Genomic DNA, 18,082 nt, shown 5'->3' with positions numbered 1-18,082 from the left:
GCTTTATTTGAATCCAAAAACTAAAAACGATAATTGATATAGAAACTAAAAAAAATTAGATTAAAATAGAGATATGAAAGTGGTTTTTAATCAATAATTATGATGTAAATTATTTTTAAAATAGATAATATTAATAATAAATTATTTTTATTGTTTTATAAAAACCATAGATAAAATAATTTTACAAAAAAACAGAAAAATACAACCGAAACTAAAACAGAAACAGAAAAAAGACAATTTTCAAGCAAAACTTAAAATTAAAACTCCTAATAAACGAAAATTTAAAAAAGTAACTTGATATAAACAAATTTAAAAAATGCTTTAAAATTAATTTATGTACGTCATTTTTAATAAATATTTTTTATTAAAATTTAAAAAATAATCATTAATATATATAATAAAAAAAGCGCTTTATAAAAAGCGCTTTTAATAGGTAAAATTTATATTCTTATTTATTTAAAAAAGTTTCAATAAATTCCAATTCTCTTTCTGAAGTACTTTTGGTAGGATTGGCTTTTAATTTCAAAACTTCCTCTTTAAAGGAATTTACAAAATCTAAATCATAATCTAAATTACTTAAATTTAAAATTGCTCTAGAACGGACAAAAGTAGATTCACTTCGAAGTGACATCAAATACAATTTTGTCAAATCTTCTTTATCAAAATCCGAAGATTTTAAATTAGCATATTTCAAAATCAGATTAGCAAACAGCAATGAACTTTTATTGTTGTTAATGTTTTTTCTAAAAGAATTTTGCAATAAACTATAATTAGAAATTCCAGCCAACGTCTCCCCTATTGCTTTTCTAATTGCAATACGTTCCTCTCTTGTAGCTACTTTGAAATATTTATTAATATCTTTTAGTGAATTATTAATGCTATTTTCTTCTTTTTTTCCTTTCTCTTCCCAAGCATCTTTAAGACCAACTGTCTTGTTAAATACTAATTTTGAAGTAGTTGCATCTTTATCAACAACGAAGTAACCCAAACGCTGAAATTGAAAATTTTCTCCAATTTTAGCTTCAGCTAAACTTGGTTCAACATATCCTTTAGCAATTTGTAAAGAAGCAGCATTCATAAATTCTAAGAAACTTTTCTCTTTATGACTATCTGGAGCTTCGTCTATAAATAAACGATCATACAAACGAACTTCGGCTTCAACTGCATGTGAAATAGAAACCCAATGCAATGTTCCTGCTACTTTTCTTTTACTTGCTTCTGTACCACTTCCACTTAAAGAATCCGTATCATAAGTAACTTGGATTTCAGTTATTACACCATTTTCATCTTTAGTAACACTCTCTCCTTTAATAATATATCCATTTTTAAGACGTACTTCATTACCAATACTCAAGCGGAAAAATTTAGCAGGAGCCACTTCAAGAAAATCATCTCTTTCAATATATAATTCACGAGAAAAAGGCACTTTTCTAAAACCAGCAGACTCGTCTTCTTGGTTATTTTCAGCATCTAACCACTCCTCTCCTCCTACAGGATAATTAGTAATTACCACTTTTACTGGATCTAAAACAGCCATTACTCTTGGAGCAGTTTTGTTTAAATCTTCACGTAAACAGAAGTCCAAAAGTGATACATCGATAATATTTTCACGCTTGGCAACTCCAATTACATCACAAAATTTACGAATTGCTGCTGCAGTATAACCACGTCTTCTTAGACCTGAAATAGTTGGCATTCTAGGATCATCCCAACCATTTACAATATTTTCTTGTACCAATTGCAAGAGCTTACGCTTACTCATAACGGTATAATTCAAATTCAAACGAGCAAACTCATATTGATGTGGACGCACTTGATTTTCATCATAGATTTGATCCAAAAACCAATCGTATAATTCACGGTGCATCACGAATTCTAATGTACAAATCGAATGTGAAATCTGTTCTACATAATCACTCTCACCATGTGCATAATCATACATTGGGTAAATATTCCATTCATTTCCTGTACGGTGATGATGACGGTGTAATATTCTGTACATCAAAGGATCACGCATCAGCATATTAGTAGATGTCATATCAATTTTGGCTCTCAAAACATGACTACCTTCAGGGAAATCACCGTTTTTCATACCTTCAAAAAGAGTCAAATTTTCCTCAATAGAACGATTTCTATAAGGTCCATCGACTCCTGCTTGTGTAGGCGTTCCTTTTTGAATTGCCATATCTTCAGATGATTGGCTGTCAACATAAGCTTTGCCTTTTTTAATCATAGCAACTGCCCAATCATATAATTGCTGAAAATAATCAGAAGAATATAATTCTTCTGACCAATTGAAACCTAACCATTTAAGATCTTCTTTAATAGCATCAACATATTCCTGCTCTTCTTTGGCTGGATTAGTATCATCAAAACGTAAGTTTACTGGTGCATTATACTTTAAACCTAAACCAAAATTTAAACATATTGATTTAGCATGACCAATGTGTAAATATCCATTAGGTTCTGGTGGGAAACGAAAGCGTAATTTATCTTGTGGAAAACCGTTTGCTAAACTGTCTTCTATAATTTGTTCAATAAAATGAAGTGATTTCTCTTCTGATGCCATTTTTAAAAATTTTAGCAAAGATAAATAATTGATTATAGATAACAGCCAATAACAATATAGACTTTATAGAAAAAACAATAGCCAATTTTTAATACATTTGCATCAATTATTTTACACTTATCAATAGAAAAAATACTTCATTTTACTGAAAAAAATATAAAAATGGGAACAATAAAATTAAAAAACATTCGTACTTTTTCATATCACGGATGTTTAATAGAAGAAGGAAAAATAGGTTCAGATTATAGTGTTGATTTAGAAATAAAAGCCAATTTGAAGCATTCAGCTGAGTCTGATAATTTAATAGATACTGTAGATTACGTGCATTTGAATAAGATTGTTGAAGAAGAAATGGCTATCAGATCTAATTTATTGGAACATGTAACGAAGAGAATTATTGATAGAGCATTAAAAGAAATAGAAATGATTACAAAAATTAAAGTAGGTGTTTCAAAATTAAATCCTCCTATTGGTGGTGATGTAGAAGCTGTTACCATAGAAATGGAAGAAGAACGCTATTTCAATTTGTAGTAATTGGCATAAAAAACAGAAAAAAGTTAACTTTAAACTTTTAAACTTTAAAAATTTGAGTTACTTTTGCCATCCGTTCAAGAATGGCGTCGTGGCCGAGCGGCTAGGCTGGGCTCTGCAAAAGCTCCTACTCCGGTTCGAATCCGGACGATGCCTCTAAAAGAGATACAGCAATGTATCTCTTTTTTTATGCTTATTATTAAAATTTAATAAGGATCAATCCTAAAAAAAACGGCGAGTGAGATTGCTTCGTTCCTCGCAAAGACTTAACACATGTCTTTGCGAGGAACGAAGCAATCTCACTTAAAAGGGTTAATTATTAGTACAAAAAAAGGGACTAATAATAGTCCCTTCTCCTTAAAATATTTTTATAAAAATCTATTTTTCTATTTTCTCAAATGCTTTTTTAACCATTTGTTTTTCTTCTGGAAAGCAACCTTGAATGATTAAAGCAAGACCAAAAATCATTAAAACTACACTAATTCCTCTTTTAATTTTATAAATATTAGTTGGTGTCATTTTATGTTTTAACTGCTTAGCCAAAGCTATTTTGATGCAATCAATACCCAAGTAAGTCACAATAACAGAGATAAAAAACGTAATCACTCTTGAGGTTTCCATTTCTAATTTTGGTCCTACTGAAATAATTACAGCCAGCCAAAAACCAAGAACTCCAATATTAATAATATTCAAGAAAAAACCTTTGAAAAATAGACCTAGATAATTCTTTTTTATAATCTCATTGTCAATGGTTTTGGTATTTACTCTCTTTTCTTTTTTAGTTCCTAAGAAAGAAATAAAACCATAAGCCATCATGATAAAACCTCCAAAAATAAATAAAGAAGAATTATCATTAAGACTTTGAATAAGTCTATAACTTCCTAAATAAGCAATTGTTATAAAAAAAACATCTCCTAAAACTACTCCTAAATCAAAAACAAGCGCGGCTCTAAATCCTTTAATAATACTTGTTTCAAGTAAAATAAAAAATACTGGGCCAATCATAAAACTTAATAATACTCCCCACGGAATACCTGTCAAAATATCGTTTATCATTAAAAAATGACTTTAAAAATTGGTTACAAATTTAATCTTTCTGGACAATAGTTCCACCCATAAATGTTTCTTGTCTTAATTCTTTTGGTTTACCATGAACAGTTATAGTACCTCCAGCCTTTACTTTTGCATCCACTAGAGAGCTAGCTTTTACATCAGCACTTCCACCAGCAGATAAGCTTACTGTAGTTTGAGAAGTTTCTAAATCTCCTGCTTCTAAAATCCCTCCTGAATTAATCGAAACTGATTGGGTGACTGCTTTCCCTATAATTTTAATAATTCCTCCAGAATATGCCTTTATATTTGTTTTTTCGACGTCTAATACTGCAATAATCTGAGCTCCTTCTTGTGTTGATAAATCAAGAGTAGTTTGTTTGAATATATCGGCACAATCTACATTACTTCCTTCATTGGCATCAATACTCTGAATTTTTTTGAAATATAGAGTCACTTTTGCTTCGTCACCAGACAAAATTTTTGTTAATGGCATTCTTATTTTCAAAAGACCATTCTTATTAACAATTTCTACTTTACTTTGGCTTGTTCCGGTAATTACTGCTTTAGTTTCATTTGAAGCAACTAAAGTCACCCTCAGTTTATCAAATACTTTTACATCATCAAAATCCTTAAGTTCTATAGTCGTCTGACTAAAAGAAAATTGAGATATAAGTACAAAACTTATTAAAATTACTCTTTTCATTTTTTAAAAATTAATTATTAATAAAGATTCTAAGATGCTGAATATCTAAGTTTCTAAGATTTAAAAATATAATACTCTTAGAAACTTAGTAGCTCAGTAACTATTAAAAAAGCTTATTCATTTCTTTTAATGAAATTGAAATCCAATTGTTTTTTTACTAAATCAGCATTTTTAACTTTTACATAAATCTCATCACCTAATTGTAATAAACGATTAGAATTGGCACCTACCAATGCATATTGTTTTTCATCAAATGTGTAATAATCCTCTTTTATATCGCGAGTTCTTACCATTCCTTCGCACTTATTTTCGATTATTTCTACATAGATTCCCCATTCTGTAACTCCTGAAATAACACCCAAGAATTCCTGATCCTGATGATTCTGCATGTATTTTACCTGCATGTATTTGATGGAATCTCTTTCGGCATTCGTAGCTAAACCTTCCATTGTTGAAGAATGTAAACATTTAGTTTCATAAAGTTCTTCATCAACTGATTTTCCTCCATCCAAATAAAACTGCAATAATCTATGCACCATAACATCCGGATAACGACGGATAGGAGATGTAAAATGAGAATAATAATCAAAAGCCAAACCGTAATGTCCAATGTTATCTGTCGAATATTTAGCTTTACTCATAGAACGAATCGCCAAAGTATCAATTAGATTCTGTTCTTTTTTCCCGTTTACTTCTGCCATCAAAGCATTCAATGATTTCGAAATATCTCCTTTGTTTCTGAAATCAATTTTATAACCAAACTTAGCAATCAGATTTTGCATTGCTATTAATTTATCTTCATTTGGTTCATCGTGAATTCTATAGATAAATGTTTTCTTTTGTTTACCAATGTATTCTGCCACTTTTCTATTTGCCAAAAGCATAAATTCTTCAATCAAATGATTCGCATCTTTTGAAACTTTAAAATAAACGCCTTCTGGTTCTCCTTCAGCATCCAAATTGAATTTAACTTCTACTTTATCAAAAGAAATAGCACCTTCGTTCATTCTTTTTCTTCTGAATATTTTAGCAAGCTGATCCATTTTTAATGTAGCTGCTACTATTTCATCAGAAACAACATAAGAGCTTCCAGTAATAGAAGTTTCTGCTGGAATGGTATTGTCTTTCGTCTCTATGATATATTGTGCCTCTTCGTAAGCAAAACGCTGGTCAGAGAAGATTACTGTTCTACCAAACCATTGATTTACCACTTGACATTTTTCGGTAATTTCAAAAATAGCCGAGAACGTATATTTTTCTTCTTGCGGACGCAATGAACAGGCAAAATTAGACAGCACTTCTGGTAACATTGGTACTACCCTATCCACCAAATAAACTGATGTTGCCCTTTGATAAGCTTCATCATCAAGAATAGTTCCTTCTTCCAAATAATAAGAAACATCGGCAATATGAATTCCAATTTCATAGTTACCATTTTCTAACTGTTTAAAAGACAAGGCATCATCAAAATCCTTAGCATCTTTTGGGTCAATCGTGAAAGTCAGCGTATCGCGCATATCTCGGCGCTTTGCAATTTCACTAGCTTCAATCGAAGTGTCAATTTTTTGAGCATAAGTTTCTACTTCAATAGGAAACTCTGCAGGCAAACCATATTCGGCAAGAATTGCGTGAATTTCGGTATCATGTTCTCCAGGTTTTCCAAGAACTTTTATCACTTTTCCAAAAGGACTATCGGCTCTTGCAGGCCAATCTTCAATGTGAACCAAAACAACATCTCCTTGCTCCGCCTCTCCTATTTTGTCTTTTGGAATAAAGATATCGGTGTACATTTTTGGATTGGCTGTCGAAACAAAAGAGAAATTCTTCTGAATATCAATTACTCCAACAAAATCAGTTTTAGCTCTTTCAATAATTTCAATAACCTCACCTTCAGCTCTTCTTCCGCTTCTTTTGTTATAAACATACACTTTTACGGTATCTTTATCCAAAGCATGATTCAAATTATTAGATGGAATAAAAACATCTTCTTCAAATTCTGGACAAATAAAATAGGCCGTTTTTCGACCAGTCATATCAATTTTTCCTTCGTAATACTCTCTACTTGTAGCTTTTATTAAATATTTTCCAGGTTCGGATTCTATAATTTTTTTAGAAGCTGCTAAAATTTTTAAATCTTTTATAATCTGATTACGACTTTGGGTATCGTCTAATTCTAACTTAGCTCCTATTTGCTTATAATTAAAGGCTTTATTGGCACTTTGCGATAATATTTTTATAATTTTATCTGAGAAATCTTTCTCTTTCTTTATCGGCTTTCTTAATCTTTTACTCATGTATCTTTTCTTAAAAGTCTAAAATTACAAAATTGTATTCACTATTCCTTGTTATACTATAGTTTTAAACTAATAATAACTTTACTACATTTATATAAAAATTAAAAATGAAAGACTTTAAAACGATTGCTATTTTTAATTATCCACATGAAATTGTGGTACTTAGACATATTTTGGATCAGGAAGAAATTCATTATTTTTTCGAAAACGAATACATTATTTCCATCGACCCATTGGCAAGCTTTGCTTACGGTGGCATCAAACTAAAAGTACACCTAAACGATTTTGAACAAGTGCAGGAAATACTAGACAATTTGAATACAAAACTGTACATCGTTTAAAAAATTTCCTAATTCAATAATTTTTTGGGCGTGACCACAGGGGTCGGGCTTTCCGTTCCCGCTTCCCAATGAAAAATCGGGAGAGCTCCACTTCAATCCCTCACGCAAATCCTGCAAAACAACAACAGTAGTAAAAAAAGAAAACAATTTTTGAAGAAACAGAATAGTTTTAAATTTTTTCTTTGTTTTAAAATTTCAAAGTTGTCAACATATATTAAATACAACAAAAAGAAAATTTAAATTTAAATTAATTATTTATGGTTATTATAGCTTGTTAATAGTTGCTATAAATTTCCAAAAAATTGTGTTGAAATGAAGTTTTAGGTTTTTATATTGAGTTATTAACATAGAAATTGATACTTAAATATTTAGTTTTTAGGACTTTTTTAAGATTAGTTAACAACTGTTAACAATTCAAAAATTATGTAAATTGTAAATAAGTGTATTTTATTTTTTTGTTTACAACCGTATTTAAACTATTGATAACTTTTCTAAAAATTCATCAAACTTTATTTGGTTTTTAAATATCAGTTTTGGATTACTTATTTTTTGTTTACAAACACAAAAAACTTCTAAAATTCTATCCAAAGTTATGAACAGTTTTTGTTAAATTAAGGTTAACTGAATATCAAGTACTTAGCTTTCGCTATTAACATCTTAGAAAATTAACATTTATATTACATTTTGTACATTGATTTTTAGACTGTTACAAATATATAAAGATGTTAATAAACTCTAAATTTTCTTATAATCAGGGACTTACATGCTATTTTAAAATACTCTTTTATTACCTAATTATTAATATAAAGGGAAAAACACTTTTTGTCTTATATCTAAAATAGTTTGGTTAAATTTGCAGTTCTAAATTTAATACAAAAAAAATGAAAATTTCGATAGGGAATGACCACGCAGGACCAGATTATAAAAAAGCAATTGTCCAGTATTTAGAATCAAAAGGACATGAGGTTACTAATTATGGAACAGATACAGAAGCATCTGTAGATTATCCAGATTTTGGGCATCCTGTAGCTACAGATGTTGAAGAAGGAAAAGCTGATTTTGGCATCGTAATTTGCGGAAGCGGAAACGGAATAGCAATGACTGTTAATAAACATGCTGGAGTTAGAGCTGGTTTGTGTTGGACTAAAGAAATTGCTTATTTGACCCGTTTGCATAATGATGCGAATATTGTAAGTATTCCAGCAAGATATACATCTATTCAACAAGCAATCGAAATTGTTGAAACTTTCTTAGAAACTGAATTTGAAGGAGGAAGACACCAAACTAGAGTCAATAAAATAAGCTGTTAATATATTTTGGAGCATCATCATAATCACAATCACGGTCATCACCACCCTCCAGTAGAAGGTAAAAACCTGTTGTTTTCGATTGTTTTGAATCTAGTTATTACGGTTTCACAAATTATTGGTGGTATTATTTCAGGAAGTTTAGCATTACTGTCTGATGCTTTGCATAATTTTTCGGATGTACTTTCATTGGTTTTTAGTTATGCTGCTCACAAATTATCCAGAAAAAAAGCCTCTCTAAACCAAACCTTTGGTTATAAAAGAGCTGAACTTATAGCCGCTTTTGTTAATGCAATGACATTAATAATAGTGGCTTTATTTTTAGTTTACGGAGCTGTAGAGCGTTTTTTTAATCCACAAGAAGTTCAATATGGATTAGTAATTTGGCTTTCGCTTTTAGGAATTGTTATGAATGGTCTATCTGTTTTTATGCTAAAAAATGATGCAGATAAAAACCTGAATATGAAATCGGCTTATTTGCATTTGTTTAGCGATATGTTGGCTTCGGTTGCAGTTTTAATTGGCGGTTTGTTGATGAAATATTTTCAATGGTTTTGGGTTGATAGTGTTTTAACCTTGGCAATTGCTATTTATTTAATAGTTGTTGGTTTTGATTTACTCAAAAATTCTACTCAAATGTTAATGCTTTTCACGCCGAGTCATCTTAATATAAATGATATTATTAGTGAAGTTCATAAAATTTCAGGTGTAAACAAATTGCACCACATTCACGTTTGGTATCTTAACGAAGAGGAATTACATCTTGAGGCACATCTCGATTGCTCTAATGATATAAAAATGAGTGAGTTTAATATCCTTTTAGATAAAATTGAGCATGTTTTATTAGAAAAATTTCACATCAATCACATTAATATTCAACCTGAATTTAGAAAAGAAGAGGATTCTAAAGATTTTATTGTTCAGGATTAGATTTAAAAAATATTGGATGCTTCGCATCAAAAATAATTCAAGCTCGGTCAAAAACTGAGCTTTTTTTATAATGATTTTTAATTGTTTAAATAATACCAGGCTATCAAAAATTGTATAATTACAATTAACCAAAATTTTAAAAGATAACTTTTTTTTGAAGTTTTGTGCCTGAAAGTTAGCATTCCTAATCCAGAACCGATTGTTCCTCCAAAAAAAACACAGCCTAAAAGTGTCTGTTCGGAAATTCTTCTTTTATTGTTTTGAGCTAATTTTTTGTCGTAGCCTATTAACACAAAAGCAATTATATTTAGGGCTAAAAAAGAATATAATAAAATCATAATTGGAGTTCAATTAAAATTTAAAGATAGTATTTTAGCATCTCTTTTTTTCAAAGAAAAAGATTCCTTTTTAAACAGAAATTTACAATGACCAACTTACAATTCATTTCAAAACATGTTGCGACAGCAACAATCAATATTCAAAACACGGTTCAATTACTACAGGAAGACTGCACGATTCCGTTTATTTCCCGTTATCGAAAAGACAAAACCGGAAATCTTGACGAAGTTTTTATCGAACAAATTGCTAAATATCAAAAAGAGTATGAAACGATTGTAAAACGTAAAGAAGCGATTTTGAAATCCATTCAGGAACAAAATGCTTTAATGCCGGAATTAGAAAAAAAAATCCAACAAAGTTTTGATTTACAGGAATTGGAAGATTTCTATCTGCCATATAAAAAGAAAAAAAGAACTAAAGCTGATGTGGCAAGAGAGAACGGATTGGAACCTTTGGCCAAGATAATTATGGCGCAAAGTAAAGATGATGTTGATTTCTTAGCGACACAATATCTGAATGAGAATGTAATCAATGAAGAATCGGCTCTGCAGGGAGCAAGAGATATTGTTGCCGAATGGATTAATGAAAATATCTACGTCAGAAAGCAACTCAGACGATTGTTTGAGCGCAAATCGACAATCACCACCAAAGTGGTTAAGGCAAAAAAAGAGGAGGAAGGCGCCCAGAAATTCAATCAGTATTTTGATTGGTCGGAGCCGTTGACCAAAGCGCCTTCGCATCGTTTGCTTGCTATAATGCGTGCCGAAAATGAAGGTTTTATCAAGTTCAAAGTGGATGTAGAGCTCGATGATGCTTACGATATTATAGACGAATTAATTATAAAAGGCGATAACAGTACGACGCCACACATTCAATTAGCGATTGAGGACAGTTATAAACGTTTATTAAATCCCGCGATTTCTAATGAAACATTGCAGGAAGCAAAGTCAAAAGCGGATGCCAATTCAATTCAAGTATTTGCGAATAATTTAGGGCAGTTGTTATTAGCTCCGCCATTGGGAGAAAAACGAATTTTGGCGATTGACCCTGGTTTCCGTTCAGGTTGTAAAGTGGTTTGTTTGGATGAGAAAGGGGATTTGTTGTACAATGAAACCATTTATCCGCACGCACCTCAGAATGAAACTGCTATGGCGATGAAAAAGATAAAATCGATGGTTAATGCGTATAATATTGATGCTATTTCAATAGGAAACGGAACGGCTTCTAGAGAAACGGAATTTTTCATTAAGAAAATTGCTTTTGACAAGCCTGTTCAGGTCTTCATTGTTTCAGAAGCTGGAGCCTCCGTTTATTCGGCGTCGAAGATTGCGAGAGATGAGTTTCCTAATTATGATGTTACGGTGCGTGGATCGGTTTCTATTGGGCGCAGATTATCAGATCCTTTGGCCGAGTTGGTGAAAATTGATCCAAAAGCAATTGGAGTTGGACAATATCAACACGATGTAGACCAAAATAAATTGAAAGAAGAGTTAGATTCTACGGTGATTCGCTGCGTGAATTCGGTTGGGATAAACATTAATACAGCGAGTAAACATTTGTTGAGTTATGTGAGTGGAATAGGAGAGAAGCTTGCCGAAAACATTGTGACTTATCGTTCTGAAAACGGCCCTTTTACCGACAGAAAACAACTCAAAAAAGTACCTCGTTTGGGCGACAAAGCTTATCAGCAAGGAGTAGCCTTTATCCGAATTTCGAATGCGAAGAATCCTTTGGATAATTCGGCTGTACATCCCGAAGCGTACTCCATTGTTGAAAAGATGGCCAAAGATTTGAAAATAACTGTAAACGATCTGATTGCCAATAAAGAGAAAACAGCTTTAATTAAACCCGAAAATTACATTACTCCCGATATTGGAATTTTGACCTTGAAAGACATTATTAAAGAGCTTGAAAAACCGGGATTAGACCCAAGAAAAGCAGCTACTATTTTTGAATTTGACCCGAATGTAAAATCGATAAAAGATGTTAGGACTGGCATGATTCTTCCTGGAATTGTGAATAACATTACCAATTTTGGATGTTTTGTCGATATTGGAGTTAAAGAAAGTGGGTTAGTTCATATTTCCCAACTGAAAGCCGGATTTGTGAGCGATGTTAATGAGGTTGTTAAATTACACCAACACGTTACCGTAAAAGTTGTGGAGGTGGATGAGGACAGGAAAAGAATTCAGTTGACGATGGTTTTGTAAAAAGGAAAGCCCAATTATCTTGAAAACATTCAGATAATTGGGCTTTTTATTTAAATTGTCTCGTCCTGAAAAAAGTTGACTATAATTACCTTAATTATGTCAACAGAAAGAAAAGAATTCAAAAAGCCGTTAGCTCCACAAACTTTCGGAGAGCTATTCAAAAAGCAAGTAGTAAAAGAATTTGAACAGGGATTATTTACAAAAGCGGAACTTCGCAGGCGCTATAATATTCGTGGTAACAGCTGTATACCCCGTTGGTTAAAAAAATATGGTAAATTTACCTATCAAGATAAACTAACCATTGGCCGTCCTATGAAAGATCCTCAATCTCAGCGCATCAAAGAACTTGAAGCACAATTAGCCAAGAAAGAACAAGAATTGTTGGTTTTTAAAAAGTTTATAGAAATAGCCGAACGAGAGCTAAAAGTTGAGATTGTAAAAAAGTCTGGTTCCAAGCAGTCCAAGAAATAAATCATATTTACAGGATTAGTCCTCAGGGAATATGTCGATTGTTTGGGTATAGCAAACAAGCTTATTATAAACGAAAAACACATCTGTTAAAATCAGGTTTAGACAAAGAGTGCCTAAACTCTTTAGTGATGTCAGTGCGTCAAAAACTGCCCAAAACGGGAGGTAAAAAACTATATTTTATGTTGAAAGATGATTTTAAGAAACATCAAATAAAGATAGGCAGAGATAAATTATTTGATTTTTTACGAGATGAATATTTATTAGTTCCGAAAGTTCGAAGATATTACAAGACAACCAATTCAAGACATTGGATGCGTAAATATCCAAACTTAATTAAAGAGATAGAAATCAAAAGGCCTGAGCAAATTTGGGTAGCTGATATTACTTACCTTAGAACTAAAGATAAAACACATTATTTACATCTGATAACAGATGCCTATTCGAAGAAAATTGTGGGCTATAAATTATCGGATAATTTAATGGCAGCTTCTACATTAGAAGCTTTAAAAATGGCTGTTATTAATAGAAAATACAGTAACAATCTTATACATCATTCAGACAGAGGCTTGCAGTATTGTAGCAAAGAATATACCGAATGTTTATCCAGAAACAACATTCGGATAAGCATGACGCAAAGTTATGATCCCTATGAAAATGCAATTGCAGAAAGGGTAAATGGAATTTTAAAAGAAGAGTTTGGATTATTTGAAATTTTTGAGAATGTTGAAAACTTAAAAAAGCAAGTCGAAGAATCTATTCTGTTTTACAATCAAATTAGAGTCCATTTGTCTATAAATATGCTTACTCCTAATCAAGCGCATTCTCAAAATAATATTAAACTAAAACGATGGAAAAAAATAAATCGGAACAGAAGTAATTCTGTCCCGATTTAACTAATTTTATAATATTAATCGAGTCAACCTTTTTCAGGACAACTCAAATTTATTGTTTTTCCAAATAAACCCATCCAAGAGGTAATGTGTAAATTGCGGTACCGTTAATAGCGGTACCACTAAAAAATACCAATTGGAAAAATCTTTTGCAGTGCCTGAAAATTGTTCGTTCCAAACCAAAATTTCCCAAAGATATTCTTCCGAAAAAGCAATAAAAATCAAAATGGCAAGAAAGAGCAAAAGTCCCTTGAAATGTTTGAAATAATGTAGCCAATTCAAATCTGAAACTGGTTTTTTATCGATTTCTTTCAGATAGATTAAGGCGATATATGGGATTCCATGGGAAACGACATTAAGCAAAGTAAAGATCAAATCATTATTAAAATAAACGATTCCAAAATACCAAGACAAAATTGTCCCTACAATTATTGCATTTTTTGGAATATTAAAACAATTGTTTTTCAACGCTAAATAACTAGTTCTTAGTACATAAAAAACAAGTATAAAACCATAAATCCAGCTTAGAATAGTAATTAAAAACGGATTTTGGAAACGGAAAAATTCATTTTCGACAAACCAGTTAAATTTTCTGGGTGCCGATAAAAACCAATACAGCATTGGATAAATTGTCGCGGTATAAATAACCAGATTGTCAATCCAAGCCCATTTTTTTGGTTCATTACGGGCATATAAACGCATAAAACCGTATTGCTGTCTTATGAAGTGGAAAACCGCTATATAAGCCAATACAGACCAAAAAACACCACTTCCGAAAGAAAACAGAAACATTCCGATCAAGAAACAAAGAATCGGCAATCCAATCAATAATTTTTTTCTTTTTTGAAATTCATCTGCCACAAAATAGGTCTTAAATAAAGTCGCATATACGTGGGCTACATCAATAAAAACAATCAGGAAAAGCCAAGTATAAAACGAATATTTATCTTCGATTTGATGGAGTTGATTTTGGAATAAAAACACGATGGCAACCACCAAAAAAGAAGGCGATAAAATAAACAGGCTATCCGTTTTTGGTTTATGAATCCAGGGCTGTTGCATCAATCATTGTATTTACTGCGTTAATTCCTTGGTGAAAGGCTTCTTCAAAAATTGAAATGCCTGATAAATCACTATGGGCAAAAAAGATTTTATTGGCAATGGATTGAGAGGCATCTTTTTTGGCTTCGCTATAAATAAAACCGGGTACAGGACTTATCATTCCGTGTCCTAATAAATGAATTTCAATGCTTTCTGTAAGCAATTCAATATTGGGATGTGCTATTTTTAAGTCATCAAAAACCATTTGTTTCCAATATTCTTTAGGCTTTTTATAGAATTCCCTGCGTGTTCTTTTTAAATCGGAGGAAGAAAAACTATAGTAATATGTAATTACTTTTTTATCCTGAAGCTGTTGTAAAGATTGCTGTTGATCATAGACATACCCTAGCCCTTTTGAACCATAAATTACATTGTCCCAACACAGCGGAAAACTGCCATTATCATTCAAATCTGAAACTACTAATGTCGCCAATAACCAAGGTGTGTAGTGAAAATTTGAAGCTAAATTTTTCCTGTTTTCCAAAAGATATTGGTTTACAAACTGAGGGGTCGCAAGCAAAATTTTATCAGCTGTTATGGCAATGGTAGTTTTTGTTTTATTATCAAAAACGGTTGCAACTGCTTTATTATTATTGGTTTGAATTTGGAAAACCAAGTGGTTTTTTAACGATTTTCCTTTCGCATATTTTTGCAAATGATGGGCTAATCGCGAATTTCCTTCCGGCCAAGTAAGAACAGTATCTTGTTTGTTTTCGGAAGAATTTTGTTTTCTTCCGGCAAAATAATGGATACCGGCATAAGCCGAAACGTATTCAATTCCCAAGCCAAAATCATCCTTACAGCAATAATCAATATAATTATAAAGCGGTTCGGATGTAAAATTATTGCTGTCAAACCATTGTTTCATCGTGATGGAATCAAGCTCTTTCAGTTCTTTATTTTGAGAGGATTGGGAGAGCGGAATCATAAACCAATATTTTCCTAGTTCGTCTTTTTGCGATCTAAATCCATCCATTAATTTAAAAAAATGAATTAATTCTTCATCTTCCAAAGCTGTATTACCTTCCTTTGGAACGACACCTTCCTGCCAATTATTTTTATAGAACAGACGTTCATCAGGAGCAAAGGTAAGCTGGGTTTCATCAAATTTTGGAAAGCCTTTGGAATCATAACCCAATATGATTTTTTCTTCTTCCAAAAACTGCAACAAGGCTTTATCTTCCATATTTGGCAAAGGCAAATAATGTGCGCCCAATGGATATTTAGAATATTTATTTTCACCATTGGATGAATTACCGCCCAAATGATCTTCTAATTCGACCATCAAAAAATCGGTAATTCCTTTTTTGGTCAATTGTCTGGCGGCGCTTAAACCTGTAATTCCTCCGCCAACAATTAAATAAGGAATTGAAATTTCCTTTGTAGGCTTTGGAAAATTTTTGAGGCGAAGTTTGTGCCCTAAAATATGATTGGTTCCCGATAATCGGATCATCATCGTAATTGCTTTTTCTTTACAGGCATCCAAGAAAGGAGCAATCAGTAAAGAAGCCGTTATTATTTTGAAGAAGTTTCTTCTGGAATTATTGTATTTTTCCCCATTCTTCATCGAAATAGCGTACTAAAATTTGGTTATCTAATCGATTGATTTCGATATCTTTTGAAATCATATCCTGAGAAAAATAGTTGAATTTATCAAACTGATAATTGTAAAAACGAAGCGTATTTACTTTTCGGTTTACGGTATTAAATGTGGTGCCAAAACCATTTATGGCAATGGTATAACCCCATTCGCCAAACGAAGGCACATAAGCGTGATAAGCATCCACTTGCGGAAAAGCCTGCATCACCGTTTTATTGATACACCAAAAAGATTTTGGGGCAAAATAGGGAGAAGTGGTTTGTATAACCGCAACCGCATCTGGGTTTAATAATTTTTGAACTGTGGCATAAAAGTTAAGCGAATACAATTTTCCTAAACTGTAATTGGACGGATCCGGAAAATCAATAATTACTACGTCAAATTTTTCTTGACAGTTTTTTGCCCAAATATAAGCGTCTTTGTTGAAAACACTAACTTTAGGATTGTTGAGCGAATTTTTATTAAAACCAGTCAAAATTGTATTGGTTTTAAACATTTTTGTCATGCCTTCATCCAAATCGACTAGAGTTATTTTTTTAACGTCTTTGTATTTCAATATTTCCCTGACGGCCAATCCATCGCCACCACCCAAGACCAAAACGTTGGCCACGCTTTTTGCCATCGATAGGGCAGGGTGTACCAAAGCTTCGTGATAGCGGTATTCATCAGCTGAGCTAAACTGTAAATTGTTGTTGAGGTACAGTCGATAATCACTTTTGTTATGGGTTAAAACGATTCTTTGGTAAGGAGTTGTGTTGGTATAAATGATGCTTTCCCCATACAGTTTTCCTTCTGAATAGGATAAAATTTTATCGGAGAATATGAACACCGCCAATAAAATTAAAAAAGACAATATCGCTTTGCTTCTTAAAAGGTTTATTTTTTTTAATTCTTTTTTGAGCAGATAACATAAGGCAATAGCAATGGAAACATTAATCATTCCAAAGAATAAGGAAGTGCCCATAATGCCTAGTTTTGGCACTAAAACAAGTGGAAACAGTATAGATGCTAATAATGCCCCTATGTAATCGAAAGTAAAAACATTAGAGACTAAATCTCTAAATTCGACTTTGTCTTTCAGGATGTTCATCAACAGCGGAATTTCCAACCCCACAAGACAGCCTGTTACAAAAACGAGAAAGTAAAGTATAAATTGAAAGGAATAGATGCTCTCGAACAGCAGAAATAAAATAACCGAACTTAAACCACCGATTAATCCAACCAGAATTTCAATTTCAACAAAAGTGTTGAGCAGATTCTTGGTCAGAAATTTTGAAAAATAAGAGCCAATTCCCATCGAAAAAAGATAGACTCCAATAATGAAAGAGAATTGCTTTACCGAATCGCCCAATAAATAACTGGCCAATGTACCCGCGACCAGTTCGTAAACTAATCCGCAGGTGGCAATAGTAAATACGGCAAAAAGCAGTAAGTATTCAAATTTTAAAAACTTTTTACCCATGAATTGCGGCACTAATAATCATTGACATCCCAATGATAAAGGCAGCAAAAACAATTGCTAAAGCCACATTATTGTTTTTTGAAATTTGGTCCCAAGTATTTTCGGGAGTCAATTTTTCAATGATAAAATAAGCTATCAACAGAATGACAATTCCTATAAGGGAAAAAATAATTGAAGCTAAAACGGGTTTCATAGTTAAAATATCCATAGTGTTTTGATTTTATTATTTGTGGTAAAAACGATTAATGCTTATTCTGCCATTAGAATTAGGTTTATAATTT

Annotated in this window: 15 protein-coding genes and 1 tRNA gene; 7 read left to right on the top strand and 9 right to left on the bottom strand. The window is 32.0% G+C overall.

Going from position 1 to position 18,082, the window contains the following annotated elements; genetic code table 11:
* Positions 1 to 448: 448 nt before the first annotated feature.
* A complete protein-coding gene (locus ACUN3A_RS09270; protein ID WP_445551005.1) occupies positions 449 to 2,569 on the bottom strand; it encodes a glutamine--tRNA ligase/YqeY domain fusion protein in 2,121 nt (706 codons plus the stop codon).
* 162 nt (positions 2,570 to 2,731) lie between these two features.
* Here ACUN3A_RS09270 and folB point away from each other — a divergent pair, with 162 nt between their 5' ends.
* The gene (folB, locus tag ACUN3A_RS09265) at positions 2,732 to 3,100 is read left to right on the top strand and encodes a dihydroneopterin aldolase (RefSeq protein WP_445551004.1); all 369 of its coding nucleotides are present in this window, start codon (positions 2,732 to 2,734) and stop codon (positions 3,098 to 3,100) included.
* A gap of 85 nt (positions 3,101 to 3,185) precedes the next feature.
* Positions 3,186 to 3,256: transfer RNA gene (locus ACUN3A_RS09260), tRNA-Cys, on the top strand.
* Between the two features lie 222 nt (positions 3,257 to 3,478).
* Here the strand turns inward: ACUN3A_RS09260 and ACUN3A_RS09255 are convergent.
* From ACUN3A_RS09255 to rnr, 3 genes are all read right to left on the bottom strand, one after another.
* Positions 3,479 to 4,156 carry a LysE family translocator gene (locus ACUN3A_RS09255; protein WP_445551003.1) on the bottom strand — a complete coding sequence of 226 codons (678 nt, stop codon included), beginning with the start codon at positions 4,154 to 4,156 and terminating at the stop codon, positions 3,479 to 3,481.
* A gap of 31 nt (positions 4,157 to 4,187) precedes the next feature.
* The gene (locus tag ACUN3A_RS09250) at positions 4,188 to 4,856 is read right to left on the bottom strand and encodes a head GIN domain-containing protein (RefSeq protein WP_445551002.1); all 669 of its coding nucleotides are present in this window, start codon (positions 4,854 to 4,856) and stop codon (positions 4,188 to 4,190) included.
* Between the two features lie 113 nt (positions 4,857 to 4,969).
* The gene (rnr, locus tag ACUN3A_RS09245; RefSeq protein ID WP_445551001.1) at positions 4,970 to 7,150 is read right to left on the bottom strand and encodes a ribonuclease R; all 2,181 of its coding nucleotides are present in this window, start codon (positions 7,148 to 7,150) and stop codon (positions 4,970 to 4,972) included.
* Positions 7,151 to 7,257: 107 nt separating this feature from the next.
* Here rnr and ACUN3A_RS09240 point away from each other — a divergent pair, with 107 nt between their 5' ends.
* The 3 genes from ACUN3A_RS09240 (at position 7,258) to ACUN3A_RS09230 (ending at position 9,728) form a co-directional block, all read left to right on the top strand.
* Entirely contained in the window at positions 7,258 to 7,491 is a 234-nt protein-coding gene (locus ACUN3A_RS09240) for a DUF2007 domain-containing protein (RefSeq protein ID WP_445551000.1), read from the top strand.
* An 881-nt stretch (positions 7,492 to 8,372) separates the two neighbouring features.
* On the top strand, positions 8,373 to 8,801 hold the full coding sequence (gene rpiB / locus ACUN3A_RS09235) for a ribose 5-phosphate isomerase B (protein WP_445550999.1): 429 nt from the start codon (positions 8,373 to 8,375) through the stop codon (positions 8,799 to 8,801).
* 6 nt (positions 8,802 to 8,807) lie between these two features.
* Positions 8,808 to 9,728 (top strand): cation diffusion facilitator family transporter, encoded by a 921-nt coding sequence (locus ACUN3A_RS09230; protein WP_445550998.1) that lies wholly within the window; start codon positions 8,808 to 8,810, stop codon positions 9,726 to 9,728.
* Positions 9,729 to 9,805: 77 nt separating this feature from the next.
* On the opposite strand, the gene ACUN3A_RS09225 is transcribed toward ACUN3A_RS09230, so the two are convergent.
* Positions 9,806 to 10,066, bottom strand: coding sequence for a DUF1294 domain-containing protein (locus tag ACUN3A_RS09225; protein ID WP_445550997.1), 261 nt, complete (start codon positions 10,064 to 10,066; stop codon positions 9,806 to 9,808).
* 87 nt (positions 10,067 to 10,153) lie between these two features.
* On the opposite strand from ACUN3A_RS09225, the gene ACUN3A_RS09220 reads away from it, so the two are divergent.
* A complete protein-coding gene (locus tag ACUN3A_RS09220) occupies positions 10,154 to 12,277 on the top strand; it encodes a Tex family protein (RefSeq protein WP_445550996.1) in 2,124 nt (707 codons plus the stop codon).
* A 96-nt stretch (positions 12,278 to 12,373) separates the two neighbouring features.
* Positions 12,374 to 13,641 (top strand): IS3 family transposase gene (locus ACUN3A_RS09215; protein ID WP_445550800.1). Its coding sequence is split into 2 segments (ribosomal slippage): positions 12,374 to 12,713 and positions 12,713 to 13,641, totalling 1,269 coding nucleotides; the frame shifts between segments, so codons are not numbered across the junction.
* A 33-nt stretch (positions 13,642 to 13,674) separates the two neighbouring features.
* Here ACUN3A_RS09215 and ACUN3A_RS09210 read toward each other — a convergent pair.
* Genes ACUN3A_RS09210 through ACUN3A_RS09195 form a run of 4 tightly spaced genes read right to left on the bottom strand, consistent with a single transcriptional unit; the run spans position 13,675 to position 18,009 of the window.
* Positions 13,675 to 14,700, bottom strand: a complete 1,026-nt coding sequence (locus ACUN3A_RS09210; RefSeq protein WP_445550995.1) for a hypothetical protein — start codon at positions 14,698 to 14,700, stop codon at positions 13,675 to 13,677.
* Entirely contained in the window at positions 14,678 to 16,306 is a 1,629-nt protein-coding gene (locus tag ACUN3A_RS09205; RefSeq protein WP_445550994.1) for an FAD-dependent oxidoreductase, read from the bottom strand. The genes ACUN3A_RS09210 and ACUN3A_RS09205 overlap by 23 nt, the downstream gene beginning before the upstream one ends.
* Positions 16,281 to 17,801: a polyamine aminopropyltransferase gene (locus ACUN3A_RS09200; RefSeq protein WP_445550993.1), complete on the bottom strand. Its 1,521-nt coding sequence runs from the start codon at positions 17,799 to 17,801 to the stop codon at positions 16,281 to 16,283. The genes ACUN3A_RS09205 and ACUN3A_RS09200 overlap by 26 nt, the downstream gene beginning before the upstream one ends.
* A complete protein-coding gene (locus ACUN3A_RS09195) occupies positions 17,794 to 18,009 on the bottom strand; it encodes a DUF350 domain-containing protein (RefSeq protein ID WP_445550992.1) in 216 nt (71 codons plus the stop codon). The genes ACUN3A_RS09200 and ACUN3A_RS09195 overlap by 8 nt, the downstream gene beginning before the upstream one ends.
* Positions 18,010 to 18,082: the final 73 nt, after the last annotated feature.

This window comes from Flavobacterium sp. WC2509 (genome assembly GCF_052683105.1).
Note: the sequence above shows the minus strand (reverse complement) of the source record. Positions and strands in the feature narration are given on the sequence as shown.